The sequence below is a fragment of the Oceanobacillus sp. MO10714A genome (assembly GCF_037072045.1).
Taxonomy (GTDB): Bacteria; Bacillota; Bacilli; order Bacillales; family Amphibacillaceae; genus Oceanobacillus; species Oceanobacillus indicireducens.
Window position 1 is genome coordinate 1 of sequence record NZ_JAXHDC010000101.1, and the last position, 2,032, is coordinate 2,032.

The 2,032-nt window shown below is 36.6% G+C and carries 2 protein-coding genes; one reads left to right on the forward strand and one right to left on the reverse strand.

Annotated features, from left to right (window positions below):
* Window positions 1–566: 566 nt before the first annotated feature.
* The gene (gene pdaB, locus SPD53_RS19645; protein ID WP_156857534.1) at window positions 567–1,319 is read right to left on the reverse strand and encodes a polysaccharide deacetylase family sporulation protein PdaB; all 753 of its coding nucleotides are present in this window, start codon (window positions 1,317–1,319) and stop codon (window positions 567–569) included.
* 263 nt (window positions 1,320–1,582) lie between these two features.
* On the opposite strand from pdaB, the gene SPD53_RS19650 reads away from it, so the two are divergent.
* Window positions 1,583–1,810, forward strand: a complete 228-nt coding sequence (locus SPD53_RS19650) for a hypothetical protein (RefSeq protein WP_336253563.1) — start codon at window positions 1,583–1,585, stop codon at window positions 1,808–1,810.
* Window positions 1,811–2,032 lie beyond the last annotated feature (222 nt).

The window sequence follows — 2,032 nt, forward strand, 5'->3', positions numbered from 1 at the left end:
TTTTAATAAATGATATAACCTGAATTATTCAAATGTATAAGCCTTTTGCTAGGGAGAGAAAGATCAACAGTTAAAGAAGGGCATCAATATAAGGGAAAAACGACTAAATTTAGAAGTAAGAAGTCTTCGGAAAGGTTATATGTATTTGGCCGAGCTCAAAGTCTTAACGGGAAAATATCGATCATCAAGTGCATTACCGCTCAGACTCCCTTTGAGTGATCAATTAGGAAATGTGTATAAGCTTGGCCATGGATTAACTTACTAAAAATGAAGCAAAAAGCGCCGGACCAAATTTTGAGGTTGGCTCTTTTCTATTAAGAAAAAATACCCTGTAGAAACTGTAGGTCTCCTTTTATCACGCATTAACGGTCTATAATACCCCACCCCTAAACAGGAGGAAGCCCAAGATGTGAAGTGAAGGTGGGGGATATACAGTCTGTAAATCCCTGATTCCGTTCCACTAAGATTCAGTGGGGGAGGTAGGAAACGGTAGGAAACCCCCCGCTGAATGAAGTTTCACTTTATGGTGGTGAGAACAGAGGGATGGTTATCCCAATCTGAAAAAATTACTCAATCAACTCAATATCGGCATGGGCTTGACTGATTAACTCGCTAATTGGTACAAAATTTAATCCTTTACTTTTCAAACCAGGTAGAATTGTTTCTAGAGCGGAGGCCGTCTGTTTGACCCTATCGGATGCGTGAAGCAGAATGATATCTCCATTCGTTGTATCATTCATAACAACATCTACAATGTTTTCTGTACCTGGGTTCTTCCAATCATTTGGATTGATATTCCAGTGCACCACTTCAAATCCCATTGATTCAGCAAGATCCAGAATCTCTTCATTAAACCGTCCGCTAGGAGTCCGAAGTAAGTTGATATCTTCAAATCCAAGCTTTTCAAATGCTTCTTGAGCAAGGAATAAGTCTCTCCTCACTTCTTCCAAATCCTGTTCTACATAGCTTTTATATCTATACCCGAGTATTCCAATTTCATGTCCATCCTCTGTGATTTTTTCAACAATGGCCGGATGACGCTCTGCCCACTCTCCACTTAGGAAAAAGGTTGCTTGTACTTCTTCCTGTTTCAATGTATCGAGGATATCATGAACTTTCTCCTCTCCCCAACTGATGTTAAAGGTAAGTGCAATATTCGGTTCTTCCACGCTCCCCTTTGTTAGTGCAACTTCATCACTTGCGTTACTGCCAAGTATGTTGGATTGAAATATGAAAAAACCAGCGGCTAATAGCAATACAAGACTAAGCGTGAAATATCTTCTTCTCTTTTTAAAGCTGAATACATAGAAATGATCCATTTTCGTTCCTCCTTGGATAACTTGTCCTTACTTCATCTATATGATGGGAAACTAAAAAAATGAAAAACATCATGTAATGAGCTGGGTTTAGAAGAAAGTTTAAAAAGATGTTGTATGAAGAGAAAATTCGGGAATAGTAAATTAACATGAAAACAGAAAATCTATAAATAACCGACGAAATTCTGCTTAACCCGCATATATGCGTATAATTATATTAGGTAAAGAAACGGTGAAAAAAGTTAATATGTTTGGAGTGAATAGGAATGCTGGGATTATTAATAAATGAAATGGAACAAAAGGAAATTGAGTATTTAATCAAACGGGAGTTAGAAGAACTATTAATGGATTTGGAAGACAATCGTATCGACGCATTACTGAAGAAGTCGATGAGAGAAAGGTATGAAAAACTCTTTCAACTTCTGTTGCGTGTGGCGAGCAAAGAAGATTGCCTGCCATATATATCGGCTAGAAGTCAGTATAAGAAAAGCTGAAAAAGATGATTTATTAGTTTGGTATGAAAAATATAAAATTCTTCTTGCATGATTAAAAATACTATGGTATAGTTATTTTTGTTGTGATTTTCAGTGGTTCGTCACCTCGGACAATTATTTGGTCGTGCGAAAAGAAATTTAAACAAGATTTAAAAAAGTGTTGACAACCAATTTGAAACATGATAAATTAATTCATGTCGCAAAAAACGACAAAAGATTCAA

What these genes read in the sequence shown, in the direction of transcription:
- SPD53_RS19650 (WP_336253563.1), top strand. Translation starts at nt 1,583, where the DNA reads ATGCTGGGATTATTAATAAATGAAATGGAACAAAAGGAAATTGAGTAT.
- pdaB (WP_156857534.1), bottom strand. Translation starts at nt 1,319, where the DNA reads ATGGATCATTTCTATGTATTCAGCTTTAAAAAGAGAAGAAGATATTTC.